This window comes from Bifidobacterium pseudolongum subsp. globosum, from assembly GCF_004155535.1.
Taxonomy (GTDB): domain Bacteria; phylum Actinomycetota; class Actinomycetes; order Actinomycetales; family Bifidobacteriaceae; genus Bifidobacterium; species Bifidobacterium pseudolongum_C.
In genome coordinates, this window is the sequence record NZ_RYUH01000010.1 from 39,334 (window position 1) to 66,277 (window position 26,944).

At 63.4% G+C, this 26,944-nt stretch carries 26 protein-coding genes and 1 tRNA gene; 3 read left to right on the forward strand and 24 right to left on the reverse strand.

The annotated features are described in order from the left end of the window. Positions 1 to 86: 86 nt before the first annotated feature. Together der and PG2093B_RS04360 are read right to left on the reverse strand one after the other, a co-directional pair. On the reverse strand, positions 87 to 2,228 hold the full coding sequence (gene der / locus PG2093B_RS04355; protein WP_129897453.1) for a bifunctional cytidylate kinase/GTPase Der: 2,142 nt from the start codon (positions 2,226 to 2,228) through the stop codon (positions 87 to 89). Next, on the reverse strand, positions 2,225 to 2,998 hold the full coding sequence (locus PG2093B_RS04360; protein WP_022857494.1) for a pseudouridine synthase: 774 nt from the start codon (positions 2,996 to 2,998) through the stop codon (positions 2,225 to 2,227). Before PG2093B_RS04360 ends, der begins: the two co-directional genes overlap by 4 nt. 159 nt (positions 2,999 to 3,157) lie before the next feature. On the opposite strand from PG2093B_RS04360, the gene PG2093B_RS04365 reads away from it, so the two are divergent. After that, the gene (locus PG2093B_RS04365) at positions 3,158 to 4,129 is read left to right on the forward strand and encodes an MIP/aquaporin family protein (protein ID WP_129897454.1); all 972 of its coding nucleotides are present in this window, start codon (positions 3,158 to 3,160) and stop codon (positions 4,127 to 4,129) included. Here the strand turns inward: PG2093B_RS04365 and PG2093B_RS04370 are convergent. The 18 genes from PG2093B_RS04370 to PG2093B_RS04455 all read right to left on the reverse strand — a co-directional run bounded on the left by PG2093B_RS04370 (position 4,088) and on the right by PG2093B_RS04455 (position 21,942). Continuing rightward, entirely contained in the window at positions 4,088 to 4,378 is a 291-nt protein-coding gene (locus tag PG2093B_RS04370) for a DUF3017 domain-containing protein (protein WP_101429527.1), read from the reverse strand. The two genes, PG2093B_RS04365 and PG2093B_RS04370, sit on opposite strands and share 42 nt — an antisense overlap. Positions 4,379 to 4,424: 46 nt before the next feature. Further along, positions 4,425 to 6,056 (reverse strand): bifunctional phosphoribosylaminoimidazolecarboxamide formyltransferase/IMP cyclohydrolase, encoded by a 1,632-nt coding sequence (gene purH / locus PG2093B_RS04375; RefSeq protein ID WP_129897455.1) that lies wholly within the window; start codon positions 6,054 to 6,056, stop codon positions 4,425 to 4,427. Continuing rightward, a complete protein-coding gene (locus tag PG2093B_RS04380; RefSeq protein ID WP_129897456.1) occupies positions 6,007 to 7,389 on the reverse strand; it encodes a cell division protein PerM in 1,383 nt (460 codons plus the stop codon). The genes purH and PG2093B_RS04380 overlap by 50 nt, the downstream gene beginning before the upstream one ends. Next, positions 7,389 to 8,303, reverse strand: coding sequence for a succinate--CoA ligase subunit alpha (gene sucD / locus PG2093B_RS04385; protein ID WP_129897457.1), 915 nt, complete (start codon positions 8,301 to 8,303; stop codon positions 7,389 to 7,391). The genes PG2093B_RS04380 and sucD overlap by 1 nt, the downstream gene beginning before the upstream one ends. After that, on the reverse strand, positions 8,300 to 9,496 hold the full coding sequence (gene sucC, locus PG2093B_RS04390; protein WP_129897458.1) for an ADP-forming succinate--CoA ligase subunit beta: 1,197 nt from the start codon (positions 9,494 to 9,496) through the stop codon (positions 8,300 to 8,302). The genes sucD and sucC overlap by 4 nt, the downstream gene beginning before the upstream one ends. A gap of 39 nt (positions 9,497 to 9,535) precedes the next feature. Further along, positions 9,536 to 10,117, reverse strand: coding sequence for an adenine phosphoribosyltransferase (locus tag PG2093B_RS04395; RefSeq protein ID WP_129897459.1), 582 nt, complete (start codon positions 10,115 to 10,117; stop codon positions 9,536 to 9,538). Between the two features lie 23 nt (positions 10,118 to 10,140). Further along, positions 10,141 to 10,569, reverse strand: coding sequence for a preprotein translocase subunit YajC (gene yajC / locus PG2093B_RS04400; protein WP_129897701.1), 429 nt, complete (start codon positions 10,567 to 10,569; stop codon positions 10,141 to 10,143). Positions 10,570 to 10,633: 64 nt separating this feature from the next. Beyond that, entirely contained in the window at positions 10,634 to 11,713 is a 1,080-nt protein-coding gene (gene ruvB, locus PG2093B_RS04405; protein WP_165369705.1) for a Holliday junction branch migration DNA helicase RuvB, read from the reverse strand. A 5-nt stretch (positions 11,714 to 11,718) separates the two neighbouring features. Continuing rightward, entirely contained in the window at positions 11,719 to 12,342 is a 624-nt protein-coding gene (ruvA, locus tag PG2093B_RS04410) for a Holliday junction branch migration protein RuvA (protein ID WP_129897460.1), read from the reverse strand. Positions 12,343 to 12,383: 41 nt separating this feature from the next. After that, complete coding sequence (gene ruvC / locus PG2093B_RS04415; RefSeq protein ID WP_129897461.1) at positions 12,384 to 12,965, reverse strand: crossover junction endodeoxyribonuclease RuvC; 582 nt, start codon at positions 12,963 to 12,965, stop codon at positions 12,384 to 12,386. Between the two features lie 8 nt (positions 12,966 to 12,973). Beyond that, complete coding sequence (locus tag PG2093B_RS04420) at positions 12,974 to 13,729, reverse strand: YebC/PmpR family DNA-binding transcriptional regulator (RefSeq protein WP_026643055.1); 756 nt, start codon at positions 13,727 to 13,729, stop codon at positions 12,974 to 12,976. Between the two features lie 63 nt (positions 13,730 to 13,792). After that, entirely contained in the window at positions 13,793 to 14,983 is a 1,191-nt protein-coding gene (locus PG2093B_RS04425; protein WP_129897462.1) for a glycosyltransferase family 4 protein, read from the reverse strand. Positions 14,984 to 15,021: 38 nt separating this feature from the next. Then, positions 15,022 to 16,044, reverse strand: coding sequence for a phosphatidylinositol mannoside acyltransferase (locus PG2093B_RS04430; RefSeq protein ID WP_129897463.1), 1,023 nt, complete (start codon positions 16,042 to 16,044; stop codon positions 15,022 to 15,024). A 3-nt stretch (positions 16,045 to 16,047) separates the two neighbouring features. Further along, on the reverse strand, positions 16,048 to 16,710 hold the full coding sequence (gene pgsA / locus PG2093B_RS04435) for a phosphatidylinositol phosphate synthase (protein ID WP_129897464.1): 663 nt from the start codon (positions 16,708 to 16,710) through the stop codon (positions 16,048 to 16,050). A 141-nt stretch (positions 16,711 to 16,851) separates the two neighbouring features. Further along, on the reverse strand, positions 16,852 to 18,930 hold the full coding sequence (gene thrS / locus PG2093B_RS04440) for a threonine--tRNA ligase (protein ID WP_129897465.1): 2,079 nt from the start codon (positions 18,928 to 18,930) through the stop codon (positions 16,852 to 16,854). A gap of 134 nt (positions 18,931 to 19,064) precedes the next feature. Continuing rightward, entirely contained in the window at positions 19,065 to 20,024 is a 960-nt protein-coding gene (locus PG2093B_RS04445) for a DUF2971 domain-containing protein (protein WP_165369706.1), read from the reverse strand. A 46-nt stretch (positions 20,025 to 20,070) separates the two neighbouring features. Next, on the reverse strand, positions 20,071 to 21,660 hold the full coding sequence (locus tag PG2093B_RS04450; RefSeq protein ID WP_129897467.1) for an ATP-binding cassette domain-containing protein: 1,590 nt from the start codon (positions 21,658 to 21,660) through the stop codon (positions 20,071 to 20,073). Between the two features lie 209 nt (positions 21,661 to 21,869). Beyond that, positions 21,870 to 21,942, reverse strand: a tRNA-Gly gene (locus PG2093B_RS04455). A 184-nt stretch (positions 21,943 to 22,126) separates the two neighbouring features. Between PG2093B_RS04455 and PG2093B_RS04460 the strand changes: the two genes are divergently transcribed. Further along, positions 22,127 to 22,651 carry a GNAT family N-acetyltransferase gene (locus PG2093B_RS04460; RefSeq protein WP_129897703.1) on the forward strand — a complete coding sequence of 175 codons (525 nt, stop codon included), beginning with the start codon at positions 22,127 to 22,129 and terminating at the stop codon, positions 22,649 to 22,651. A gap of 20 nt (positions 22,652 to 22,671) precedes the next feature. Here PG2093B_RS04460 and PG2093B_RS04465 read toward each other — a convergent pair whose 3' ends face one another. Continuing rightward, positions 22,672 to 23,844, reverse strand: coding sequence for a hypothetical protein (locus PG2093B_RS04465; protein ID WP_129897468.1), 1,173 nt, complete (start codon positions 23,842 to 23,844; stop codon positions 22,672 to 22,674). Between the two features lie 135 nt (positions 23,845 to 23,979). Here PG2093B_RS04465 and PG2093B_RS04470 point away from each other — a divergent pair, with 135 nt between their 5' ends. Then, positions 23,980 to 24,648, forward strand: a complete 669-nt coding sequence (locus PG2093B_RS04470; protein ID WP_129897469.1) for a hypothetical protein — start codon at positions 23,980 to 23,982, stop codon at positions 24,646 to 24,648. 118 nt (positions 24,649 to 24,766) lie between these two features. Here the strand turns inward: PG2093B_RS04470 and PG2093B_RS04475 are convergent, their stop codons facing one another. From PG2093B_RS04475 to PG2093B_RS04485, 3 genes are read right to left on the reverse strand one after another with little or no spacing between them, the layout of a single operon-like run. Further along, a complete protein-coding gene (locus PG2093B_RS04475; RefSeq protein WP_129897470.1) occupies positions 24,767 to 25,390 on the reverse strand; it encodes an ABC-2 transporter permease in 624 nt (207 codons plus the stop codon). Further along, positions 25,387 to 26,307, reverse strand: a complete 921-nt coding sequence (locus PG2093B_RS04480; RefSeq protein WP_129897471.1) for an ABC transporter ATP-binding protein — start codon at positions 26,305 to 26,307, stop codon at positions 25,387 to 25,389. Before PG2093B_RS04480 ends, PG2093B_RS04475 begins: the two co-directional genes overlap by 4 nt. Beyond that, positions 26,304 to 26,711, reverse strand: a complete 408-nt coding sequence (locus tag PG2093B_RS04485; RefSeq protein WP_129897472.1) for a GntR family transcriptional regulator — start codon at positions 26,709 to 26,711, stop codon at positions 26,304 to 26,306. Before PG2093B_RS04485 ends, PG2093B_RS04480 begins: the two co-directional genes overlap by 4 nt. Positions 26,712 to 26,944 lie beyond the last annotated feature (233 nt).

Consider the following 26,944-nt stretch of genomic DNA (forward strand, 5'->3'; position numbering starts at 1 on the left):
CCCGGGGACCACTGGTATGTATGCGCGGTGGGCTGCCCCCTACCGATGTATGGCGGGGACGGCAGCCCACCGTGGCGCGGTGCATATCACTTGCGGCGTTTCTTCTCCCGGATATTGACGGAGATCTGGATGGGCGATCCCTCGAAACCGAACTCCTCGCGCAATGAGCGTTCCAGGAATCGGCGGTAGCCGTGCTCCAGGAAGCCGGTCGCGAAAATGACAAAGCGCGGAGGACGGCTCGAGGCCTGTGTCGCGAACAGGATGCGCGGCTGCTTGCCGCCACGCAGCGGATGCGGATGGGCGGCCTGGATCGTGCCCAGGAACGCGTTGAGCTTGCCTGTCGGAATGCGTTTGTCCCAGGACTCAAGCGCCTGCGTCATCGCACGGGACAGCCGGTTCGTGTGCCATCCGGTCTTTGCGGAGAGGTTGACGCGTTGGGCCCAGGTCACACGGTCGAATTCCGTCTTCCACAGGCGTTCCATGCGCTGCCTGTCGAACTCGTCCATGAGGTCCCACTTGTTGAACACGAGTACCACGGCGCGCCCCGCGTCCACAGCCGAACTCATCACCTTGAGGTCCTGGTCGGAGATGGGCTGCGAGGCGTCGAACAGCACCAATGCGAGCTCCGCGCGCTCAATTGCCGCCTGCGTGCGCAACGACGAATAGTACTCGGCGCCGGACAGCTTGTGCTGGCGCCGTTTGATGCCGGCGGTGTCGATGAACAGGTAATCCGTGCCGTCGATGTCCACGATTTCATCCACAGGGTCACGTGTGGTACCCGCCAGGTCGTTCACCACGGAACGTTGCTCATGCGCCAGCTGGTTGAGCAACGACGACTTGCCCACATTCGGGCGGCCGACAAGGGCCACACGGCGTAGATGCGATGGCGTGAGGAACCCGGATGTGCGCTCCGCGCCCTTCAACGCATCCATGGCGGCGTCGAGCAGATCGCCCACCCCCCTGCCATGCATGGCGGAAATGGGGTACGGTTCGCCAAGGCCGAGCTTCCAGAATTCTGCGGCCATGTACTCGCTCATCTGGTCGTCGACCTTGTTCACCGCCACGATGACCGGCTTGCCGGCGGCACGCAGCATGCGCACGATGCGCTCGTCGGTCGTCGTCAGGCCCACCTGGCCGTCCACGACGAACACCACGGCGTCCGCAAGCTCCACGGCGATCTGCGCTTGCGACGCAATGGCGGATTCGATGCCCTCGACGTCGGCTTCCCATCCACCGGTGTCCACGAGTTTGAAATCGGTGCCGGCCCACTCGGCGTCGTAGCTCACACGGTCGCGCGTCACGCCGGGAGTGTCCTCGACGACGGCGGCGCGCCTGCCGAGCACACGGTTGACGAGCGTGGACTTGCCCACATTCGGACGGCCCACAATGGCGAGCACCCCGACTTCCTTCTTGCGCTCGGTGTTCTCGCCGGAGACGAACGCCGAGCCGTCAATGAGCGCTTCATCGCCCTCGTCGAGCTCATACCCTTCGAGATTGGATGCATATTCGGCGTATTCCTGCTCTTCGATGGCGTCGTCGACGAGTCCGATCATGATGTCGAGCGTCTGCTCGAACGTCAGGTCGGAATTGTCGATCGTCGTCACGCCGTCCTCGGCAATCGTGAAATTGGTGACCTTGGAGTCCGCGGCGTCGCGCGCGGCGACGTTTTCGGCGCCGGCCACCCCGGCGCTCGCCTGATGTGCGCGGCGCGCCTGGCGCACATCGTCGCGCGCCGTCAGCAGGATGCGCACTTCGGCGTTCGGCGCCACCACATCGGTGATGTCGCGGCCCTCGACGACGATGCCGCGCCCCTCGGAAAAGCCCAGTTCCGTCGATTCCTCGGCGATGTACGCGCGCTGTGCGGCAATGAGCACATGGCGCACGGGGATCACCGAAGACACGACCGAGACATGCGCGCTGATCTCGCTGGAGCGGATGGCCTCACTGATGTTCTCGTGATTGCAGAACACACGGTCGTCGTCTGGCGTGTCGGGGTCGACGCTGATGTCGAAGTGGCCTTCCGTGAACAGTGTGGCCACGGTCTCGGTGACCACACGCTCGTCCACCGGCGTGGCGTCAAGGTCGATGCCCTGATGCAGGCACCACCATGTCGCGGCGCGGTACATGGCGCCAGTGTCGAGGTATGCGAAATCGAAATACTTCGCCAGCGCCTTGGCGGTGGATGATTTGCCGACCCCGGCGGGGCCGTCCATGGCTACGCGAATCACAGTCCGACCTCCTTGGACAGCGAACGGACCTCCGTCTGCGACAGCACACGGTAGGAACCGGGCTTGAGGTCGCCGAGCTTGATCGGGCCGATCTGCGTGCGCACCAAGCGGCGCACCGGGAAGCCGATCGCGCCGAAGATGCGGCGCACGATGCGGTTCTTGCCCGAATGCAGCGTGACCTTGACGATGGTGTTCTCGCGGTTCGAGTCGATGATCGAGCAATGGTCGAGCTTGATCCAGCCGTCATCGAGCTGCACGCCGGTGCGCACCAGACGACGGCAGACATTGCCGCTCATATGGCCCTCGAGCGTGGCGATGTACGTCTTCTCCACCTCGTACTTCGGGTGCATCACATGTTGGCTCAGCTCGCCGTCGTTCGTCATGAGGATGAGGCCCTCGGAATCGTAGTCGAGGCGCCCCATGTGGAAGATGCGCTCGTATTTGTCACCCACGATGTCGCGCAGCGTGTAGCGGCCCTTCGGGTCCTCCATGGCGCTGAGCACCTTGCGCGGCTTGTTGAGCGCGAGGGTGACGTGGTTGGGGTTGAGGCGCACGCGGGAACCATCCACGCGCACCTGTTGTGTATGCGGGTCGACCCGTGTGCCCAATTCGGTCACCAGTTCGCCGTCGATTTCGACGCGGCCGTCGGTGATCATCTCCTCGCACTTGCGGCGCGACCCATACCCCGCCTGGGCGAGCAGTTTTTGCAAACGTATGCCTTCATGCTCGGTGTTGCGGGTTTTCTTTGCTTGACTATATGCGTGTGGCATCGTTCTCCCAACGTGGCCGTTCCAGTATCGGTGCATCCTCGCGGAACCGCTTTGTGGCTGGCAAGGGCACTGGCTAGTATTGTACAGCGTGACTGCCGAACACAGGCAGTCGCGTCACGGGCCCGGCCCGATGACGCCATACAAGGATAAAGGAAAGATATGACTGCTGTTGACAACGAAACGCTCGCGCCCACCCGGCGCCAACACAGCATCTGGTCGCGCATGTGCGCGGAATTCGCGGGAAGCCTGCTGATCTGCTTCTCCATCTACATCATGTGTTCGTTCGGTTCCGCGTTCTACAACGTGAACCTCGCCTACATCGCGTTGGGCACCGGTGTGGTGTACGCGGCCATGACCGCCATCTTCGCCAAGGTCTCTGGCGCACAGTTCAACCCGGCCATCACCGTGGCCGCCATGCTCACCTCGAAGACCCGTGTGATCGACGGTGTGCTGTACATCATCGCACAGCTGCTGGGCGCGGTCGCGGCCGGCGCGCTGTTCCTGTTCCTGCTGCCGTCCTCCGAGTCGGTGCCGGTGAGCCAGTGGCTCTCCCTCGTGGTCAATGGTTACGCGGAAGGCTCGTCGCTGTACGCGACGCTCACGCAGATGGGCCTCACCTACAGCGTGGCCATGGCCATTGTCATCGAACTCATCGCGTCGATTATCGTTGTGGCCGCCGCCATGCAGTCGATGAAGCGCGACGGCGCCCCCACCCGCCAGCACACGCTGATCATGGGTCTGGCCTATGCCGCGGCGACCGCGATGGCCTACCCGGTCACCGGCGCCGCCGTGAACCCGCTGCGCCCGACCGGCATCGCCGTGTTCGCGTCGAACAAGAGCCTGACGGTCAACCCGCTCTCGCAGCTGTGGGTCTTCTGGGTCAGCTCGATCCTCGCCGCGGCCCTCGTGGCACTCGTGATGATCGTGGCGCAGCTGCTGTCGAACCGCTCGGCCGGCAAGGATGGTTCCGATGACGTGGCTGAAGCGGCCATGGTCGAAGACCAGACCGCGAACGATGCCGACATCCCCTCGGTCGAGGATGAAGTGGCCACGACGGCGCTCACGGGCACCCAGGCCGATGCCGATTACTCAGTGATTGAGCAGGAGGATGCTCAGGTAGAGCGCCAGTAGCGCCACGCCGAACCCGATGCCGCAACAGGCATCGAACGGCACCGAGCGAATCTTCCAAGGGCTGCGCTCGCGCAATGCGAGGCGCAGCACACCGGAACCGATGGCCGCCACGGCAAGAACAACCGTGGCGGCCATCGTGTATCCGAACGCCGCCAAGGCCGTGGCGACGATGACGCACACGCACACGCACCACTCGAACCACGGTTTGCCCTCATGGCGTTCCGAGACGAATGGATGATGGCTGTTCATGCCGTCCACGACCTTTCAGCGACTGGATGGATTGAATATGCGGGGATCAGTGGAAGAAGTGGCGCGTACCGGTGACATACATGGTCACATTGGCCTTGCGTGCCGCCTCGAACACCTCTTCGTCACGGATCGAACCGCCGGGCTGCACAATGGCCTTGACACCGGCGTCGATGAGGATCTGCGCGCCGTCCGCGAACGGGAAGAACGCGTCGGACGCAGCTACGGCGCCCTGCGTGCGGTTACGTCCCTCATCGAGCGTGTTGGCGCGTTCGACGGCGAGGTTGGCGGAGTCCACGCGGTTGACCTGGCCCATGCCGATGCCGACGGTGGCCATGTCATCGGCGATGAGGATCGCGTTGGACTTCACGCACCGCACGGCACGCCATGCGAACTCGAGTTCCTTGAGGGTCTGTTCGTCGGCGGCCTCACCGGCGACGAGCTTCCAGGCATCCGGCATGTCGCCGGTGGCGTCGATCAGATCGGTGCTCTGCACCAGCAGGCCACCGTCGATCTGGCGGAACTGGAGCTTGGACTTCGGCGGCTCGGCCACCTTGAGGATGCGCAGGTTCTTCTTTTTCTCCTGCAGCAGGGCCAGCGCCTCGGGCTCATAGTCGGGCGCCACGATCACCTCGGTGAAGATGGGGCGCACGCTCTGCGCCATGTCGAGCGTCACCGTGCTGTTGGTGGCGATCACGCCGCCATAGGCGCTCATCGGGTCGCACGCATGCGCCTTGCGGTGTGCTTCGGCGGCCGTGGCGGCCACTGCAAGACCGCACGGGTTGTTGTGCTTGACCACGGCGACGGCGATCTGCGGGGCGAAATCCCACACGGCGCGCCATGCGGCGTCGGCATCGACGTAGTTGTTGTAGCTCATCGGCTTGCCGCCCAGCTGCTCCGCGTTCGCGAACCCGCGTGTATTGAGCGGGTCGAGGTACAGCGCGGCGTCCTGATGAGGGTTCTCGCCGTAACGCAGCACATGCGCACGGTCCCACGACCGCGTGTAGGTCTGCGGGAACTGCTTGAGCTTCGCCTCCTCCACGGCGTCGGTGCCCTCGCTGTTGTCTTCGATTGAAGCGGGTTTGGGCCAGTGCGCGCTCGTCCACTCGTTGATCGTGGCGTCATAGGCCGCGGTGTGGGCGAAGGCCTTGCCGGCGAGCCAACGGCGTTCGTCAAGCGAGAATCCGGTGCCGTCGGCGATACGGCCAGCGACGAGCGCGTAATCGGCCGGGTCGGTCACAATGGCCACGGTGGCGCTGTTCTTGGCGGCGCCACGCACCATGGAAGGGCCTCCGATATCGATCTTCTCGATGATGGCCGCGTTGTCGGCGCCCGAACGCACGGTGTCGGCGAACGGGTAGAGATTCACCACGACCAGGTCGAACGGCTTGATGCCGAACGATTCGAGCTGCCGGGCGTGGTCCGGGTTCGTCATGTCGGCGAGGATGCCGGCGTGGATATGAGGATCGAGCGTCTTGACCCTGCCATCAAGGCATTCCGGGAAGCCCGTGACCTGCGAGACCTCCGTCACCTGCACGCCCAGCTCCTTGAGCTTGGCCGCGGTGGAACCGGTGGAGACCACTTCGGTTCCGGCCTGAATGAACGCCTGGGCGAGGACTTCAATGCCTTCCTTATGGTATACGGACACCAAGGCCCGTCGTAGCGGTCGGTTCGTCGTCACCTTGCTTCTCCTTCTGTGGTGTTGAGTTCACCACGCGATGGGTGGACTCCGGCTTCTCTGTTACTTGGTCCTCGCCAAGGGGCTTGGCTGAGGAGGAATGGGAACCGGCCGCGTGCCGTGCCATACCCCAACGTACGGCGAACACGACGGCGGTGATGGCGAGCACCGCGCCCCACGCGATGAACAGGCCAATGGAGCATGGACGCGCCACCGCGTTGGTGGCCTGACGCACGTCCACGCCCACATGGGCGAGGCGGTGCGATCCCAACGAACCATTGGCCAGGGGGAACACGATTGCGTTGACGATCGACAGCACCGCGGCGCTGATGCAGAATGCCCCAGCCGGGTAAGCGAAATCCATGAGCAGGCTGCGCATGTCAAGCGAATCCTGCTTGAGGCGGATATGGAAGCCGCTGCGTGCGAACAACATGGTCAGCCCCACTGCAACGCCCCAACCCAGTGGGATGAGCATGACGGCCGTGCGCAGCGCATCGTGGTCGATCGCTTGCGGGAACAACGCGAACAACGGCAGTGGTGGCAGGTCCTGCGTCGTGGACGACCACAGGGTGTAGCTGGCAGCCTCACCGATGGAGAATCCGGCGCCGAACAGCCATGAGACGGCCCACAGGCAGACATTGGGCAGCCACGCCAGACCGATGACGCACATGAGCACGCGCGAACCGGCCTGCATATGGAGCGCGTCGAACCAGGCGGACATCTGATGGTGGCCGAGCGCTATCCACACGATGACGGTCCCCAGACCGACAAGCGCCACCCCGGCAAGCAGGACCAGCGCCGTGCGCACGCCGACACGGATGGAACGGCGTACCGGCGCCGACGTGTACCGGCGGATGTAGTTCTTCGCCACAGCAAGCAACGGCATATGGGGCACCGCCGCGAGCAGGTAGCCCAGTGTGTAGATGAGCAGGGCCTTGCCCATCACCACGCCGGTGCTGTCTTCGAGGCGTACGTGCAATCCGTTCATCAGCATGTGCTGCAAGAACAGCCAGACCACGGCGCCCGAGACGAACGCCCGCGGATCGGTGCTGGTCCTGGTGCAGACCGTGCGGATCAACGCGATCAACAGCACGGTGAGCAGCAATGGAGTCACACCCATTACGATGGAGCCGCCCTGGAACCCGACGCCCTCGCTGAGCAGGATGACCGCCTTGGACAATGGAACGGTCTGTGCCGACAGCACATTGCTGCCTTCCTCCATGGCCGCCACGAGCAACACGAGTGCCGTCATCAACCCCAATGGCACGGCATAGATGAGCATCGCCGCCACTGCGGCGGCGATGCCTTTGATCCATGGAACCAGACGTTTCTCCATTACAGCGAAGCGAGTACCTCGCGCATGAAGGCGGCCGCCTGTGCGGGCGTACGCCCGACCTTGATGCCCACCGCTTCAAGCGCCTCCTGCTTGTCTTGGGCCGTGCCCTTGCCCCCGGACACGATGGCGCCGGCATGGCCCATCTGTTTGCCTTCGGGGGCGGTGAACCCTGCGATGTACGCCACGACTGGCTTGGTCATGTGCTCATGTGCCCATTGTGCGGCGTCCTGTTCGGCACTGCCGCCGATTTCGCCGATCATCATGACGGCCTTCGTGTCCGGATCGGCTTCGAATGCGGCCAATGCCTCCTGCAATGTGGTGCCGACAATCGGGTCGCCACCGGCGCCAAGGCATGCGGTGAATCCGATGTCGGAGAGTTCGCCCATGAGCTGGTAGGTCAACGTGCCGGACTTGGACACGAGTCCCAATGGGCCTCGCGACACGATGCCGTCGGGGATGATGCCCAGATTGACGCCATGCGATTCGCTGGACGAGGCGAGGGTCATCAGACCCGGGCAATTCGGGCCGACGATGCGCACGCCGTTGCGCAGGGCGAGTTCCACGAAATAGGCGCTGTCCGCGACGGGAATGCCTTCGGTGATGACGACAACGACGTCGAATCCGGCCTCGACGGCCTCGACGACCGCGCCCTTGGCGAATTTCGGCGGCACGAACACCACGCTGGCCCCCGCACCGGTGGCGGCCTTCGCCTCTTGGCATGTGGCGAACACCGGAATGTCGCGCACCGTGCCGTCTTCCATCGTGAATGGCACGGTGGTGCCGGCCTTGCGTGGATTGACACCGCCTACGATGTTGGTGCCGGCCTTGAGCATGCGCGCGGTATGTGTCATGCCCTGATGCCCGGTCATGCCTTGTACGATGACCGGTGCGTCGTCCTCGATGAAGACGGTCATTTGGTCTCCTCCCCGCTGTTGGCCGCAAGGCGTGCCGCTTCGGCCGCCGCGAGTTCCATCGTCTGTTCCACATGGATGTTCGGCCGTCGCGCCTGCGCGAGGATGCGCAGGCCTTCCGTGGCCGCGTTGCCGTCGAAACGGACCACGAGCGGCTTGGTCACGTTGAGTTCGTCGATGGCTTCGAGAATGCCGAGCGCCACCTGTTCGCACGAGGTGATGCCGCCGTACACGTTGATCAGCACGGCACGCACCTGCGGGTCGGACAGCACGATCTCGAGGCTTGTGCACATCGTCTGCGCCGAGGCGCCGCCACCGATGTCGAGGAAGTTGGCCGGCTGCACGCCGGTCCCCTGTTCCTGGCCGGCGAACGAGACCGCGTCGAGCGAGCTCATGACAAGGCCCGCGCCGTTGCCGATCACACCGACCTGGCCGTTGAGATGCACATAGTGCAATCCGTGCTCCTGGGCCCTGCGCTCATAGGGGTCGGCCTCGTCCGCGTCATCGAACTGCGCCCAGCCGTCGTGGCGGAAGGCGGCGTTGCCGTCGAGCGAGATCTTCGCGTCAAGCGCGCACAGGTGCTTGCTCGTCTCGTCGTCCGGGTCGCCGACCTTGGCGAGTGGATTGATCTCCACGAGTGTGGCGTCGTTGTGCTTGAAGCATTCCCACATACGCAGCAGGATCTGCGCGGCCTGCGCCTCATCGGCATGGTAGAACCCGATGCTGCGGGCCATCTCCATCGCCGCATCGAGGTCGAAATCGTCAAGGGCGCTGATATGCAGGCGCTTGACCGATTCGGGGTGCTCGCGGGCGATCTCCTCGACCTCGGTGCCGCCGTTCGCGGTGGCGAGCACATCGAAATCGCGGGATGTGCGGTCCACGGAGATCGACACATAATACTCATGGAGGATGTTCTTGGCCTCCGCCACAAGCACGCCGCGCACCTTGTGGCCGTGGATCGTCATGGGCAGGATCTGCTGTGCCGCCTGGACCGCTTCGTCACGGTTGTGCGCGATCTTGACGCCACCGGCCTGTCCGCGGTGGCCGATCTTGACCTGCGCCTTGATGACCACGGGGAATCCGATGGTCTCCGCGGCTTGGGCCACATCCTGTATGTTGCGTACGAAGATGGCCTTCGGGGTTTCGATCCCTTGCTCTTCCAGCAGGTCCCTGGCCTGGTATTCGTAAAGATCCATGAATCCCTCTTGGTAGTGGATGGGTATGGAGCCTGGACTTCAGGCGGGCATCGTCAGCAGCGAGCTCGTCGGGTAATCGCCCAGCGCCTGCAGGCCCTGAAGGCCAAGCAGCTCCATGACAAAACTAAAACCAGCGACCGTGCCGCCGCATTGAATGACCAAATCGCGGGCAGCCGAAGCGGAACCTCCGGTGGCGATCAGGTCGTCGACGATGAGGATGCGTTCGCCAGGTGCAATCGCCTCGCGCTCGATTTCGATCGATGCCTCGCCGTATTCAAGGCTGTAGCTTTCCGTGCATGTGGGCGGCGGCAACTTGCCGGCCTTGCGCACCGCGATGAAGCCCTTGCCCAATTCGGCGGCCATGGCCGGCCCGAAAAGGAATCCGCGCGCTTCGAGTCCCGCGATGGCGTCGAAGTCATCGATGCCGACCGGGAGGTTGGCTGTCAATGCGTCCAACAGGATGCGCAGCCCGCGGGCGTCGGCGAACACCGGCATGAAATCACGGAACATGATGCCCTGCTTGGGAAAATCGGGGACCGAACGGATGAGGGAGATGAGATAGTCCGCATCCGCGGCGTCAAGCGTTGCGGATGCGGCAAGGGTGATGTCCGAATGGGTCATGATGCCTGTGGTTCCCGGTCCGTTCACTGCTTCGGCATGGGAGCCTGGTTGTCGGTATCCGTTTCGGTGAAGGTCTCTTCGACCGTGGCCTCGATCTGCTGGGGCTGCGCCTCCTGGGTTTCATCCTGCTGGTCGGCGCTGTGGTCGATGGGGTTGCCGTTCTCGTCCACGTCGTCGTCGCTCACATAGGCGGGGCGCACATACTCACGGCTGATCGCGCGGAACGTGAAGCGCAGCAGGCTGCCTTCGCTGTCGAGCACGATCTCTTCATACTGTTCGTCGACTTCGACGACCTTGCCGATCAGGCCACCGATCGTCACGATTTCGGTGCCCGGCGCCAGATTGCTCCAGAAATTCTTGCGTTCCTCCTGCTGCTGCTTGGCCTTGCGGGTCTGGAAGAACATCATGCCGATCATGAAGACGAGCAGGATGATGAGGAAAAGATATTCCATTGGCATGGGTGGGCTCCTTGAACGTGGGAATGGGGTAAGCCGATGGCCTTACGGAAGGTTCAGTCTAGAATAGCTTGCTGACATCGCCTGCGGCGTCGTCGGCCGGTACGAGGCCGAGGTGCTCCCATGCCCGCGCCGTGGCCACGCGGCCTTTCGGCGTGCGCATCATGAACCCTTCGCGCACCAGATAGGGTTCGCAGACCGTCTCCACGGTCTCCGCCTCCTCCCCGACCATGGCCGAAAGGTTGTTGAGTCCCACGGGGCCGCCGTTGAAGTTGCGGATGAGCGCATTGAGGACCGCCATGTCGAGGCGGTCCAGCCCCTCGGTATCGATCTGGTACAGCGCCAACGCCTCTTTGACGTCGTCGGGCTCCACTTGCTCAAGGTCATGCACCACCGCCCAGTCGCGCACACGGCGCAACAGCCTGTTCGCGATGCGCGGTGTGCCACGTGACCGGCGCGCGAGTTGCGCCGAGGACCCGGGCGCCAATGGCAGTGACAGGACCGCCGCGGACCGTTCGATGAGTTTTTCGAGCTCGTCGTCGGGGTAGAAATCCAAGTGCGCGGTGAACCCGAAGCGCGCACGCAATGGCGAAGGCAGCATGCCTTCGCGCGTGGTGGCACCGATGACGGTGAAGCGCGGCAGTGTCAGGGGGATCGACGAGGCGCCCGGACCCTTGCCCACCATGACGTCCACACGGAAGTCCTCCATCGCGATGTACAGCAGTTCCTCCGCGGCGCGGGGCAGGCGGTGGATCTCGTCGATGAAGAGCACCTCCCCTGCATCGAGCGAGCTGAGGATCGACGCGAGGTCGCCCGCGTGCTGGATGGCGGGGCCTGATGTCACGCGGATCGGCACGCCCAATTCGTTGGCCACGATCATCGCGAGGGTGGTCTTGCCCAATCCGGGAGGCCCGGCGAGCAGGATGTGGTCCGGCGGCACTTCGCGTTTGCGGGCGGCATCGAGGAACAGCTGGAGCTGCGCCTTGAGCCGGGGTTGCCCGATGAAGCCGTCGAGGATGTGCGGGCGCAGCTCCTCGTCGCTCACCGGCTCGTTGCCGATGGCGTTGGCGGAGACCATGCGCAGCGACTCCTCGCTGGCGCCCAGATTGTCCATGCCGCCTTGTGCGGTGTCGTCGAACATGCCGTTCACCTCCCCGTGTCAAGCGCGGCCAATGCCAGCCGCAGCACCTGTGGTACATCCTGTGTGGCAAGCGGTGTGGCGAAGTCATGGTCGCCCATCACCTCGTCGATCGCGGCCTGCGCGTCCTGATGGCGCCACCCCAATGACATGAGCCCCTCGAGCACGTGATGCATTCCCACGTCGTCCGGCGCCCTGAGCGTGGATGTGGGTTCCGTGGGGGCCACGGCGGCGAAGTCGATCGACCCCTTGAGCTCGAGGATGATTTTCTGCGCGCCTTTTTTTCCCAGGCCCGGGGCCTTGGCCAGTGCCGTGGCGTCCTCGTCGTGGATCGCCTGGGCCAATTGACGCGACGGCAGTGTGGAAAGCAGCGAGAGCGCCACCTTGGGGCCTATTCCGTTGACTTTGAGCAGTTGCAGGAACATGCGCTTGGATTCCATGGACAGGAACCCGTACAGTGTGATCGCATCCTGTGAGACCATCATCTCGGTGTGGACCACTGCGGCGTTGCCGATGTGCAATGTGGCCAGGTCGGCGTTGGGCATGCGCACCGCGAAGCCGATGCCGTTGACGTCGACGACCGCGGTCGTCGAGTCGACGGCGGCCACGGTGCCGGTGAGCTGACCGATCACGGGACCCTCCTAGGACGGTATTCGAACATATGTTCGGCAGTTTACATGCCTCTACGGACTCCCCTGCCCCGTGTGGCATGCTGCGCGGCCTGCGCCCATTGGCGTTGCGCGGGCGTCAGGTGCTGTTCACGCTCACCGCCCTGCAGCGCGCCTTGCGGACGCAATGCATGGCAGATGGCGATCGCCAATGCATCCGCGGCGTCGGCTGGTGTGGGCAGCGTGTTGAGGTTGAGCAGGCGCGCCACCATGCGTTCCATCTGGATTTTCTCGGCCTTGCCGTTGCCGGTGATGGCCAGTTTCGATTCGGTCGGCGTGTGCAGGGCGATGGGGATGCCGCGTTGCGCGGCGGCGAGCATGGCCATGCCTGCCGCCTGCGCGGTGCCCAGCACAGTGTTGCGGTTCTCTTGTGCGAACACGCGTTCGATCGACACGGCGTCTGGGATGAACTCGTCGAGTTTGGCCGCCAGTCCGTTGTAGATCGTCAGCAACCGCAGGTCCTGTGAGATGTGCGGGTCGGAACGCACCACGTCGACGTGCATAAACGAAAGCCGGCGGTTGGCGCCGGCTTCGATCACGCCGACCCCGCACCGGGTGAGCCCGGGGTCAACGCCTAGGATGATCACGGGAGCGGTTACTCCTCGTCAAGCTGGGCCATGACCTCGTCGGAGGCGGTCCAGTTGCTGTAGATGTTCTGCACGTCGTCGAGGTCATCGAGGTTGTCGATGAGCTTGGCGACCTTGCGGGCATCGTCGAGGGTGAGCTCGACTTCGTTCTTCGGGTTCATCACGATCTCGGCCGAATCATAGTCGATGCCGGCGTCCTGCAGGGCCTGGCGCACCGCGATCAGGTCGGACGGGTCGGTGAGCACCGTGTAGGTCTCGCCGTCGTCGGTCACGTCCTCGGCGCCCGCTTCGGCGGCCTTCTCGAACAGGTCGTCGAAGTCCACGCCTTCGGCCGGGACCTCGATCGCGCCCTTACGCTCGAAGTTGAAGCTCACCGAACCGGTTGTGGCGAGCGAACCGCCGCCCTTGCCGAGCGTGGAACGCACATCCGCGGCCGCACGGTTGCGGTTGTCGGTGAGGCATTCGATGATCAGGCCCACGCCGGCCGGCGCGTAGCCCTCATACACGATCTCCTCGTAGTTGGCGCCGCCGGCTTCCTCGCCCGAGCCGCGCTTGACGGCACGCTTGATGTTGTCGGCCGGCATCGAGTTCTTCTTCGCCTTGTAGATGGCGTCATACAGCGCCGGATTGCCATCCGGGTCGCCGCCGCCCTGACGGGCCGCGATCTCGATGTTCTTGATGAGCTTGGCGAACAGCTTGCCGCGCTTGGCGTCGATCGCTGCCTTCTTGTGCTTGGTGGTCGCCCACTTGGAATGCCCTGACATATTGCTCCTAGATGGGTAGTGGATTGATGGACATACGGTAATCGAGTTGATTCTAAGGCGGTTCTACGACAAGGCCTGCCGGTACACGGCCAGCACCTCGTCCACAACGGTCTCCCAATCGAAGTCTTGGGACCGCTTGAGACCGGCTGCGGCGAGCCGTTCGCGCCGTTGATCGTCGGCGAGCAGCTCGCATATGCGCGCAGCGCAATCGTGCCCGTCCTTGTTGGAGAACAGGGCGGCGTCCTCCCCCCGCTCGGTCACATCGACGAAGGCGGGCAGGTCGGAGGCGACGATGGCGCAGCCTGCGGCCATGGCCTCGGCAAGTACGATGCCGAAACTCTCACCGCCGGTCTGCGGTGCCACATAGACGTCGAGCGACTTGTAGAACCGAGCCTTGTCGTCATCATCCACACGCCCCAGGAATTCGAAATGCTCAAGCAGCCCCTCGCCATCTTCGCGTTCGAGGATGGTTTTCTCGGCATCCTTACGTCCGTCGCCGACCACCAGGAACCGCGCACCCGGGTACTGGCGCAGCACCTGCTGTGCGGCGTCGACGAACACCGGGAACCCCTTGCGCTCCTCCTCAAGGCGACCTAGGAACCCGATCGTGGGGCGTTCCGCAGTGCCCTGCCATTGCGCGTTGGGTGTGGCCCGCAGGTATGCGGAACGGTCGATGCCGTTGGGAATGACGGTTCTGCCAATGTCTTCGGGCAGATAATGGTCCGCGGTGCGGCCGGCCGCCGGGGAGACGAAGATCGCACGGCTCAACGGCGTGAGATACGACCGCAGATACCGCTCGAAGATGTGCAGTGCGCGCGGATACGGTTCGATGCTCGCATGGAAGGTGGCGACCATGGGCGGCGCGTCATGCATGACGAGCGGCTTATGGCTGACCGACGGCGCCTCCGGTTCGTGCAGATGCACGATGTCGAACTGCCCCTGCCGCACCCAGCGTCTCGTCTGCAATCCGGCGGCGAGGAAATAGCTCAGATGCGCCCATGACCCGTTGTAGGGGATGGCGAATGACGAGCCGTTCGTGTGCACCCACAGCGGCATGTCCTTCGTGCGCCGTCCTGGTGCGAACACCGAGACGGAATGCCCGCGGCGCATGAGCGCCTCGGAAAAATCCCGAATATGGTTCTGTACGCCGCCGGGCGTCTCGAACGAGTAGGGGCAGACGATGCCGACACGCAGTGGGCGTCCGTCTGCCTGCACATGGTGCACATGGTTGGGTGATGGTTCCTGCGAAGACATATAGAGCATTGTGACCGACCGAATGGACTTCACAGTCGTCACTGGGCGTGCGCGCGCAGCGCTGCGACTCGTTCCGGCACGTCCTTGAGCCGCGACAGATCGAGGTCCTCAAGGAAGATCGGCTGCAGCATATGCCAATCCTCGGGGTGCGCGGCAATGCCCTGCGCCCACACGTCGACCCACGCCTGGCTGATGGCGTGAATCGCCTCCTCACGCTCAAGGGAACGATACTGGTCGATGTCCACCGGCCCGCTGATCTCACAGACATACCCATAGGGAGTGCCCGCCGCCTTCCTGCGGGCGCCGGTGAGCCGTTCACGGTAGGTGTTGGCCACATACAACGGCAAACCCGTATCATAGGCGAGGGTCGCCGGCCCCCGGGCCACACGGATCGTCGACCCGAAGGCCTCGACGAATTCGCCGTGACGGCTCAGATCGCGGTCGGCGAGCAACGGCACGACCACATGGGGTTTGGCGAGCTCGTCCTCAAGCCGTTCGGTCAGATGGGGTGTACCGGTCAGCAGGATGCGGATGCCGAGGTGCTCGCGAATCGCCACGAACACCTCAAGCATGCGTGTGTCGGCCAAACGCTCGGCCACGGTCGTCACAGGGGCCAGCGCATACCGTGCCCAGAATCCGTCGTAGTCCCAATTGCCCTGATGTCCCATCGCAATGGGCGCGGACCGGTTCCCCTGGCTCGGTGCGGTGAGCTCGAAGAGCGACTGCAGTCCGGAACCTGTGCCGCGGATACGGGCCTTGAGCTGGCGCTCGCTTCTCGCCCCGACGGTGAGGGCCTCCGAAAAATAGGTGAAATAGGAACGCATGCCGCGGCGTGACATCCGCCGCAGCGCTTTGGCGTCCACAGGTGCTGGCTGTGCGCCGGCGGCGTCCGGCCGGGCACAGGACCATGTGAGCACGTGGCTCAGATTGCGTTCAAGCTGACGCACCGATCCCACGCGCAACAGCCATGCCACGTCCGCTGCGGCAAGGAACGCCCCGCGGATAACCCGTTCGGGCAGCACGCTCGGATGGTTCGCGAGCCACGCCATCATATTGGCCATCGGTCAGCCCTCGGTGGGAGCGTCCAGTGTGGCTTCGATCGACACACGGGCCTCATGGATGCGTTGGAAGATCGTGATGGTACCGAGCACGGCGAGGATGCACATTGTGGCCATGAGCCACAGGTCCTGATGGGTCAGGCCGCTGATGGCCATGCCGACGAGGATGATCGTCAGCCTGTCCGAGCGTGTGGCGATGCCGCCTTTCGCTTCGGCACCGACGGATTCGGCGCGTGCACGGATGTATGACGTGACGAACGACGTCATGATCGCATAGATGGCGGCGCCCATGCCGACGAGTGCGGTGACGTCATGCCGCTGGCCTGCCAGCAGCGCCACGTTGTCGCGCATGAAGAAATAGATGATGACGCCCAGGAGCACGGCCCAGTCCGCTACGCGGTCGAGCGTGGAGTCGAGGAAGGCGCCGAAATGTGTGCCGCCGTTCGTCAGTTGCGCGACCGAGCCATCCAGGGAGTCAAAAATGACGAGCAACGTCAGGACCAACGCCCCCCAGAACAGCCATCCGGTGATGCCGGTGGCGATGCCCACGATCGTGGTGCCGACTGCGCCGATCACCGTGACGGCGTTGGCAGTCAGGCCGATCTTCACCATACCCTTCGCGATGGGGTTGATGATTCGCTTGAACCATGGTCGAAGCTTTTCCAGCATGTTGTATTCCCGGTGTCAATCTGTGGATGTGTGAACATAATGCCCTATGGGCATGGACGGCATGCGGCCACCCCTGCCCCGAACGAGGGCGAGGGGCCGCGAACAGGGGGTGCATAAGCCCCATTCGCGGCCCCTCGGATATCACTCGGCGTCGGTGTCAGACACGTCGAACTCGACGTTGTCGACCGGCTGGCCGGTGGCAGCCTTGAAATCGTTGGCGGTGTTGACCTGCACACGCTTGGCGACCGCCTCGAGGATCCACTCCTTGGCCTGGTCCACCGGTACGCCGTTGAGCTGGCTGCCGTCACGGAAACGGAAGCTGACAGCGTTGTTGTTCATATCCTCTTCGCCCACGATGATGATGAACGGCACTTTCGACTTGGAGGCGTTGCGGATCTTCTTGCCGAACCGGTCGTCGGACAGGTCGGTCTCCACGCGCACCATGTCCTCTTCGAGCGATTCCATGAACCGCTGCAGATGCGGGGCGAATTCGTCCGCGACAGGCACGCCGAGCGCCTGCACCGGGGCGATCCACGCCGGGAACGCGCCTGCATAATGCTCGAGCAGGATCGCGAAGAAACGCTCGATCGAGCCGAAGAGCGCGCGGTGGATCATCACCGGGCGCTGGTGCGTGCCGTCCGGCGCGATGTATTCGAGCTGGAAGCGCTCCGGCAGGTTGAAGTCGAGCTGGATCGTGGAGACCTGCCATGTACGGCCGATCGCGTCGCGCGCCTGCACCGAGATCTTCGGCCCGTAGAATGCTGCTCCACCCGGATCGGCCACGAGTTCGAGCCCGGATTCCTCGGCCACTTCGGCGAGGGTGTTCGTCGCCTCTTCCCAGATCTCGTCCGATCCGACGAACTTGTGCTCGTCTTTCGTGGACAGCTCGAGGTAGAAGTCGTTCAGGCCGTAGTCCTTGAGCAGGTTGAGCACGAAGTTGAGCAGGTTCTTGAGCTCGTCGCGCATCTGCTCGCGCGTGCAGTAGATGTGCGAATCGTCCTGGGTCAAGCCACGCACGCGGGTCAGGCCGTGCACGACGCCCGACTTCTCATAGCGGTAGACGGTGCCGAATTCGAAGAGGCGCAGCGGCAGCTCGCGGTACGAACGCTGGCGCGACTTGAAGATGAGGTTGTGCATCGGGCAGTTCATCGGCTTGAGGTAATAGTCGAAGCCCTGCTTGACGATGTTGCCCTGCTCGTCCTTCTCCTCGTCGAGGTGCATCGGCGGGTACATGCCGTCCTTGTACCACTGCAGGTGGCCGGAGGTCTCATACAGGCCGCCCTTGGTGATGTGCGGGGTCTGCACGAAGCTGTAGTGGTGCTTGCGGTGCATCTCACGCGAGTAGTCCTCCATCGCGTTGATGATCGCGGCGCCCTTGGGGTGGAACACGGCAAGGCCCGGTCCGATCTCCTCCGGGAACGAGAACAGGTCCATCTCCTGGCCGAGCTTGCGGTGGTCGCGCTTGGCGGCTTCCTCCATGCGCGTCTGGTACGCCTTGAGCTCCTCTTTGGTGGGGAACGCCACGCCGTAGATGCGCTGGAGCATCGGGTTCGCCTCGGAGCCCTTCCAGTAGGCGGCCGCCGCGCGTTCGAGCTTGAACGCCTTGATGAAGCGCGTGTTCGGCAGGTGCGGCCCACGGCACAGGTCGGTCCACACCACATTGCCTTCACGGTCGATGTTGTCGTACATGCTCAGCTCTTTGTCGCTGATCTCCACGGCGGCTTCGGTGTTGAGCGCGTCCTCTTTGTCTTTGATCAGTTCGAGCTTGTACGGCTGGTCCGCCTCTTCCCTCAGCGCCTCGTCCTCGGTGACCACGCGGCGTTCGAAGCGCTGCGCGGACTTGATGATGCGCTGCATGTGCTTCTCGATCGTCTTCAGATCCTCAGGCGTGAACGGCTCGGCCACGTCGAAGTCGTAGTAGAAGCCGTTTTCGATCACAGGTCCCACGCCGAGCTTCGCGTCGGGGCGGATCTCCTGCACGGCCTGCGCCATGACATGCGTCGCGGAGTGGCGCATGATCGCGATGCCATCCGGCGAATCGAGCGCGATCGATTCGACTTCGTCACCGTTGGAGAGCGGTGTGTAGAGGTCGCGGGGCTCGCCGTTGAGACGCACGGCGATGATGTTCTTGTCGTCGGCGAACAGGTCGACGCCCGTCTGGTTCGCATCCACCTCCTTCGCTTCGCCGTTGACCGTTAGGGAGATGGTGTTCTGTGCCATGGGAATCGTCCTTGTCTATCTGGGTCCGCGGTACAAGGTGCAGACCTGGACTACTGATTACAGGTACACAACTTAGGGTTCAGCGCAGACAATGCCGTCGCGTTCGGATTGCCGGAACGCGACGGCATTGCATCTCACCGGTAGGTGCCGCGTGAATGGGCCACGTCGGCGACTCCGACGCCAGCCGAGGCGAGCAGCATCCGGATGTCCTGTTCGCTCGCCGTGCACCGTGGCCCGATCATGACGGCGCGCAATGTGCGCCCCAGATCCAGGCCAAGGTCGATTGTCGGCACGAGCCGGTCCGTGCGCGGCAGCACGGTGAACCGCGCATGGGTCACCGTATCGGGGAAACGTCGAGGCAACGCGTGGGCCAGTCCCTCCTGCAGCGTCTCGAAACCGGCGGTGTTCGCGTTCGGCCCCCATATCGCGAGCCTCCATTCGCGCTCTTCGCGGAAGAACCGCTTCTTGCAGAACGCCGTGGCCGCGATGAACTCCAATGTGGCGTCGAGCAGCCGGGCGCGCACGGCGTCCTGTGTGCCCGCGCTCGCCGCGCGCAGGTCGTGCACATTGCGTGCCATACGCGCGGCGAGTTCGTCGAAGCATTCCGTGCTGCGCTCACGCCCGTAGACGATCGGCCGGTACAGCGTCATCATGTGCGTCTCCAACGGGTGCCCATCGTCGCTGCACACCGTGAACGATGGCTCCCGTTGCGCGAAGGTCGACAGGTCGAATCCGAGCGCCACTCCCCGACCGTCGTCACCGTACGCGCGCCATTGGCTGAGCTGGTCCGCGCGCTCGGACAGGCACACCGCATAGCACAGGCGGTTGGGTGGCAGCAGATGCCGGCTGAGCGCCTCACGCAACAGTGTTTGGTATTCCGGGCGCAGCAGCTCGATCCAATGGTCCGCGAATTCCAAGGTCGGTCTGGACCCGCTGATCAGGCCAATGCGTTTGAGGCTGTCCATCGCCGCCGCATATCCATAGGTGATCTCCGCGGAATCGTTGGATTTCGTGATGTCGCACAGCCGCAGCGACGCGTTCGAGATGATGGCGCACGCGGTCTCCAACGAACAGTAATGGTACGTCAACGGCATCTTCCGCCCTCCTGTCTCACTTTCCCGCCATACTACCGGCAGCGGGTCAGACGGCACAACCACAGGCTTCATCAAGGAACCAACGGTCGTGGCTCACCACGACGAGCGCACCCGGGTAGGTGTGCAGGAAACGCGCCAGCGCCTGCTTGGAGTGCAGGTCGAGGTGGTTCGTCGGCTCATCGAGCACGATGAGCTGGGGTTTGCGCAGCAGTCCCAGGCACAACGCGAGCTTTTGCTCCTGCCCGGGGCTCAGCGGCTCGCCCGCCATCAACCGGTCGGGGTCGGCGTTGAGCTGAGCGTAGGCGGAAAGCACACGTGGGCGTTCCGCATTGCCGAGCCCCTGGAGTTGGGCCAGCAGACGCGTCTGCTCGCCTTCGCGGGGAATCTGGTTGATGACCAGCGCAGGCAATTCGGTGTCCAGTGACGCGAGCAGCGCGCGGACGACCGTCGATTTGCCGGTGCCGTTCGCCCCGTCGATGCCGATGTGGTCGCGTGGGCCCACACTCAGGCGCGGTACGCGGATGCCGGCATTTGCACCGTCTGCCTGTGCTCCTGGTATGGCGTGCGTATGCCAATGCGGGCCATCCACGACCAGTTCGGACACGGCTGCCCCACCGCTTGCCGGCGCGCCGCCGTCGAACCGCAGCACACCGGCGTCCACATGCGCCGGCTCCCTGCGAGCCGAAGGTTCGATGTCCACGACAATCGCGCCATCGTACCGCTTGGCGTCCGTTTCGATGGACTCGGCCGCACGTTGCGCCGTCTCCAGACGACTGCCGAGCGCGCGGTATGCGGCGGCGCTCGCCTTGTCCGCCTGCTTTTCGTTCCACTTATGTGTATTGCGCGCGTCGTGGTCGAGCCGGTCGATCTTCCATCCGCCATGCTTGCGCGCCGCGGCGGCGTCCATCATCGCGCGGCGGCGCTCCTGCGCCTGCGCGATGGATTGCTGCGCATGTCGCGCAGCTTCGAGCTGGTCCGCCACCTCGGCCCGCCGCAGTGCGCGCGTCTGTTGCGCCTTCGTGTACCCACCCGCATACCGTTCGAGCACGGTGCGGTTGCGCCCTCGCACATGCCGGCGTTCGAACATGATGCATTGCGCGCATGTCGCGTCGATGAGTTCGACGTCGTGCGACACCAGCACGCCGATGCCGTTAAACGCGCGCATCGCGTGCGCGATGGCCTCGCGCGTGGCCGTGTCCACATGATTCGTCGGCTCGTCGAGTACCAGCACGTCCGGATTGGCGAACAGCGCGCACGCCACCTGCAGGCGTTTGCGCTCGCCGCCGGAGAGTGTGGCGAAGCGGTAGGGCCAGTCGTCACCGATGCCGAGCGTGTCGCGCAGCGCGACCGACGGAGCGGACCAGTCGTCGCGGAACTCCTCGAGATTCGCGGGCTCGCGCATGCACTCCTGTTCGCAGTATGCACTGACGAACGTGGACGGGGCGGGCCTGACCGATCCGCGCGTGGGGGTCAGCAGACCGCAGACGATGCGCGCAAGCGTCGTCTTGCCGCAGCCGTTGTCGCCGAGCAGCGCCGTCCAACCTGCGGGCAGGGAGCAATCCACGTCGTCGAACAGCGGTTCGGCGGCGCCGGGATGGGAAAAAGAGAGATGTCGTACCACAAGAGTCGTTGCCATGGTGGCCACCTTTGCCAATATGGCGTACTGCAAGGAACAGTCAGTGAATGAGACCGGGATTCGATGAACACGAACGCACATGAACGCGGCAGCACGCACAACGCGTCTGGCCGACTGATTCATTCACTGCATTCAGATCCGCAAGTACCCTATGACCTCCGTGAAAGATTCCCTTGGCATGTGGGGGAAATCTGCTTGAATATGAAGAGAGCGGACAACGGGACTCGAACCCGCGGTCTCGACCTTGGCAAGGTCGCGCTTTACCAACTAAGCTATGTCCGCATGTGCAACCAACCGGTGTACGCCGCTTGAGCACGAGTCACCATAATACAGCATTGCTCCTTGTGCGCAAATTCGGCGTGTCTCAACGGCGTCAAGGCATGCAATGAGCGAACAACAAGCCCGGTTCGCTGCCTTGGGCGCGCTGTGCGGCCTACACTGGAAAACCATGAAAGGAGCAGATACCATGCCGATGATCGAAATGGCCCAGAGCGTTGACGTCACCACCATCAGGGATCTGAGCATTGCCACATTCGCCGAGACCTTCGCTTCCTTGAACACCGAGGAAGACATGGAGCAATACAACGAAAGGCATTTTTCGATAGATGAGCTGCAACGCGAGATAGACAACCCGGACTCCACCTTTATGGTGGCGACAGTGGACGGCGATCCCGCCGGATACATGAAAGTGAACGTCGGTGACGCCCAGACCGAAAAGATGCTCGGCAACCGCATGGAGGTCCAGCGCCTCTACATACTGCAACAGTACAAGCGCAATGGCCTAGGCACACGGTTCATGCACGCCGCCTTCGACATGGCCCGTGCACAGGGCAAGAGCGTCATCTGGCTGGGGGTGTGGGAACATAACGAGGCCGCGCTCGCGTTCTACAAGCGCATGGGCTTCGCCCAATTCGGTTCGCATGACTTTGTGCTGGGAACCGACCGGCAGACGGACCTGCTCATGGAAGCGGCCGTCCCCCGGCTTGCCTAGCGCCCATCACGGACGGATGCTCACCGGTTTGTGCCTTCTTGGAGGATGGGGATGTGCGGGTACAGCCTGTGCACCGTGTCTCCCCAATCCGTCACACGCGCGGCGTTGTCGGTGTATCTGACCTTAATCTTGAGCCCCTTGACCTGCACATCGTGCTGTTCGAACGTGGCGCACACGGTGTAGTTGGGTTGGTCCTCCCCCGTCAGCAGGCAGCCGGTGTTCTGCTGGGCGCCTTGGGACAGGCCGTTGAACCAGCTGATGGCCTTGGGCCAGCTGTCCCAATCGTCCTGGAGCACGTTCCAGGACTCGGCCACGCGTCCCCCGCCGGCGGCGTCGACAGTGAAGTCGAACCAACCATCGGCATCCGGGTGGGTGTTCTCCTTGCCGATGATGTCGAGCTCGGTGAACGCGGCGAATGTCGGTGAGCATGCATCGGTGAGTCTGGGTATGCCGTCCTGCTCGGGGTACGGCGCAAGCTCCTGCTGGGCGTCGATCGCATTGGCAATCGCGCTGCATGCGGAGTTGTTCACGAGCGCATTGGTGACGATGTTGCGCAGTTTGTCATTCTTCTTGTACAACTCGATGAGGGTGAAGTCGTCGCTGTGGTCCTTCTGGTCGACCGTTGTGGCCTGTACGGCGCCGGCCTTCGGGTCGGTGATGCGGATCGGCTCGGACCATTCGGCGCCGTTCCAGCCATTGTCGGTCGTGACGGTGTAGATGCCCGGCGTCACGAGCCACATCGTGTCGGTGAAATCGGAGACCGTGCCGTTGAGCCGGTACCTGCCGGCGTCGTGACGTTCATCCACGAACCCCACGGCGGGGAGCACCTGTTCCATCGGCACACGCCAGACGCCGTCGTGCTTGGTCATATGCCAGACGATCGTGGTGGGTTCGGAACCCACCTTGTACGTGACCGTCACATCGCTCGCCGTATCGGAAACCTTGTGGATGTCCGCCACATGCGGGTCGCTCAACGGCGTGTTGGGTTTGACGGCCTTGAGCACATAGCCGTCCGGATTGGCGGCGACAGGGCTCGTGTGCGCGCTGATCGTGCTGTAATCGGAATTCTGCATCGCGTCGAGCAAGACCTGCGCCACCGATTGCGGATCGTAGTTCGCCTGGCCGCAGGCGGCCGCCGGCAGCAGCAACGCCAACGCCACCAATGCGGTGAGGCAACGGTTGATGTGCTTCATGCGGCCCTCCCCTGCTCGTGGACGTGTCCGATTCCGACCATACACCACTGCCTGCAGGGTATCGCCAAGAGAGCACACTATACTGTTCCGGAGCGCATGATGACCCAATACGAACGACGAGGGGGACGAGTGGATATGCGATGCACAAGGGCGGCCGCGCTTGCCGCGACGATGATCATGGTGGTGTCTGGCGCGGCGTGCGGCGCGAAATCGGAGGATGCGTGGAATGCCGCGCGTGACGACAGCGCCTGGACGCAGCATGTGGTGGATGCCGGCACCCCATTGACCGCCGACGAGTTCAAGACGACCACATGGCGTGCGGGCAACGATGACATGGTCATGTTCCATGACACGTCCGAAGCGTGGCCGCACATGGAGATGCCGACGGTGCGCAGCGCGGACGACCACCATTCCACACTCATCCCCGAAACCGTCAAGGACCAGAGCGAACTGTTGCAATTCGAATTCCTGCAGTATGCGGACGTGAAGCTCGACGGCGCCTATTATGCCGTCTCCACGTATTTCCCCGATGACCCGGCGAACATGTCCACAAGCGCATGGAGCAAAGGCGCGGACGGCGACCTGTTCGTCCTCGCCGTGAACGACAAGTCCCACGAAGGCTACCGTGTGCGCGCCACACAGACCGAACTCGACGCGCAATGCATGACCGACGGCCTCGGTGGCGGCGCGACGTGCTATGAAGTGCTGTTCAACGGTCTTGCACAGGAAGCCAAAGCCAACAACGGCATCCTCACCCTCGAATATGTGGACATGGGCACGGGTGATGGCAACGCAACGGAATAACGCCGTGAACCACAGCTTATAGCGCAGCCAATATATATAGATATAGGGGTGTGGGTCTGGGCGCATCAATCATGATGAGCCCAGACCCACACCCCTATACATGGAATGTCACGTGTCCTCACAACTGTGCGACGCGCAACGCGTGCAACGACACAGCCACGGATGAGGCAAGCACCGCAACCGTACATGCGATCGCCCCGCCATACCACGCCCACAGCGGCATGGCTGCGATCGCCGCGGGAACGCCATCGGCTCCCACACCAACGAATATGGCCAGGGCGACGATGGCCAGTGCCACCGCGAGCACGCATATGCGGGCGAGCTGCGCACGGTCACGGAAGATGATGTTGACCGGAATCTCGATGGAGGCAGAAAGCGCTGTGAACAGCACCGCGAACACGACGACCACCGCCGATTGCGCGAACGACTGCCGGTGCGCAACCGCGCTGAGCGCCTGCAGCACTACTGCGAGCAAGCAAGCCGGGACCGTTGCGATGAGATACTTTTCCGCGATGTACTCCCCTGCGCTGAACGGCATCGCGAACAGCGTACGGCGTACCGGCGCGCTCAGGTCATTGCGCACCATCGCCCCACACACCGTCGAAAACAGCATCGGCATGAGCAACACACCCGTGATGTACATGTCGGAGACGGTATAGAACACACATAACGCGAGCATCACGATGAGGAACAGACGATTCTTGCCCATCGCGATCATGTCCCGCTCAACAAGGCCTTTCATGACTGGTTCCTTTCGTTGTGCGCATCGGCATTGTGCGATTCGGTCGCCGTAGGCGGCGCGGCATTCTGATCCGCCGTCATGATCGTGATGAGTTCATCGATGTCGCCGCGCGCGACCGCCACCCCCGGCATGTTCTCCTCGTAGTACCGGCGCGCGTCGGTGAGCGCATGGACGCCGCCGCGCACACGTGCGCTCGCGAGGATGTGCGTGCGGTCGAGCTCCGCCGCCTGGTCGTCGGTGAGCATGAGGACCGCATAGTCGTCGCGCAGCCGGTCGATGGTCTCGTGCAGGCGGATGCGGCCGCGGTCGATGACGTAGAAGTCGTCGCACAAGGTCTCGATGTCCTTCGAATTGTGTGAGCTGATGAGAATCGCGCGCCCGGGCGTCTCCATGTAGGCGCGCAGCAGGTCGAGCAGTTCATTGCGTGCCACGACGTCGAGTCCGGCCGTCGGCTCATCGAGGATGAGCACGTCGGGTTCGTGGCTCATCGCGATGATCGTCTTGAATTTCGCCATCATGCCGGTCGAGAAGTCACTCATCGGTTTGTTTTCGGGAAGCGAGAACCGTGTGAGCAGTGTGCGGCAGAGCGTCGCGTTGAACGTCGGGTAAAACGCCTTCGCCTGCCGGATGACGTCGGTGCCGGTGAACACCGCGTCGAATGACGAGTCGGCGAGCACGGCGCCGACACGTCGTTTGACGCTGTTCGGCAGTTGTGTGACGTCAGTGCCGAGCAAGGTGCCAGTGCCTGCGTCCGGTTTCGCAAGCCCGAGGATGATGCGGAACGTCGTCGTCTTGCCTGACCCATTGACGCCGACGAGCGCGGTGATGGAGTCTTTCGGTACACGCATCGTCACGTCGAGCGTGAAGCCGGTGTAGTGTTGCGTCACTCGGTCGAGGGTGATGAAATCGTCGGTCATCGTGTGCCTCCTTGCTGGTTGCCGTCGCTCTCACCTTCATCGAGCAGCATCGTGACGAGTTCCATGATCTCCGCGTCGCTCAATTGCAGCCTGCGCGCTTTCGCTATCGCTTGGGCGAACTCCTCCTCCACTTGGCGGTTGAGTTCCTCGGCCACGATGTTCGGCGAGACCTGCGCGACGAACGTGCCTTTGCCCTGCACGGTGACGACGAGCCCCTCCTGTTCGAGCACGTCGTACGCCTTCTTCGCGGTGAGCGCCGAGATCGCGCACTGCCTGGCGAGCCCGCGCACGGACGGCAATGGGGCGCCGGCCTTGAGCTCGCCCTGTTTGACGAGCACGCGGATGCGGTCCACGATCTGTTCGTAGATCGGCGTCATCGACGTCGGGTTGATGATGATGTCCATGTGGTCCTCGTGGTTCTGGCTGTATCGTGGGTATATAACACAATATAACAGTGATATACAGTATATAACTATTTGTTCGTGCGCATGACATCGGTTCATTTCGGCGTGTCGTACCCGTCCGTGGCGCCGTCGCCGGTGGAATTGCGGCAGTCGTCCCGGTCTTGGTCGAATGGCGCGTATGCTTTTCAGCTTTGCTGGCAATGACGGCGTGCCTCCTGCATGCCGGACGTATC